This window comes from Paenibacillus allorhizosphaerae (assembly GCF_042659105.1).
Classification (GTDB): domain Bacteria; phylum Bacillota; class Bacilli; order Paenibacillales; family NBRC-103111; genus Paenibacillus_G; species Paenibacillus_G allorhizosphaerae.
This window is the reverse complement of sequence record NZ_JBHSRV010000072.1, coordinates 1-794: the sequence shown is the minus strand read 5'-3', so window position 1 is coordinate 794 and position 794 is coordinate 1. Positions and strand designations below refer to the sequence as shown.

The following is a 794-nucleotide window of genomic DNA, read 5'->3' as shown; positions in this document are numbered from 1 at the left end:
GTCTATTCATTCGAGATGAATCGGTTGTTTGCGGATTTGTCGGATGAAGCTCGGGAACGTGCCATAGCTTTGGCCTGCAGGGCGTATGAAGGGTTATGCACGCTTGCCGATTTTCAGCAAGAGCTGGAAGCACTGCTCAGTATCGGCGGCGAGGGGAAGGAACCACTTCTTATATCGGTTTTGCCGGTAAACTATATGATGACGTCAAGCAGACGGGAGCGGAAAACCGCCATACATGAGTCACATGCGTTTGTAGATCCTAAAAACAAGAAGAGAAAGGCCGAGAAGCGAACGGCAGATGGGCGTAAACCCGGGGAGACTCAGACGCGCATCAGTGCGGCAACGGACCGCAAAATAGTGGAACTACGCGAGCTGTTCCGAGAGTCGTTCCAGCTGCGCAAATGGCATCTGTTTGCTACTGCCGGCTCTGGTGTGCTCGTTCTCTTGCTTTGGCTGACACTGCGTCCGCTCCCTGACCATGTGAACGGTTCTAAGCCGCAGACAATTCAAACGCTCTATCCCACAGCTGTATCGGTAAATCATACTGAGACGTCGAAGCCTTCCGCATCGGCATCCTCGATGCAAGCTCAAACGGTTGTACCGACGGATAAGACTTTAGAAGTCGAAGTTCAGCCGGCAGACGGTGGCGCGATACAAGCCAAGGCGGGTATTGTCCCGGATTTGGTCGCTCATACAAGGGAGGATGCCGAAAAGATAGCAATTGCCTCTGGGCTTCGATATCAGTTTTACCTGGAATCGAATGCCGCCGACAAAGGGGTCGTGTTCAAGCAAGA

Annotated in this window: 1 protein-coding gene; it reads left to right on the top strand. The window is 52.6% G+C overall.

Annotated features, from left to right (window positions below; translation table 11 throughout):
• On the top strand, positions 1-794 hold a 794-nt coding region (locus tag ACFQI7_RS37800; RefSeq protein WP_452459131.1), incomplete at both ends, for a PASTA domain-containing protein.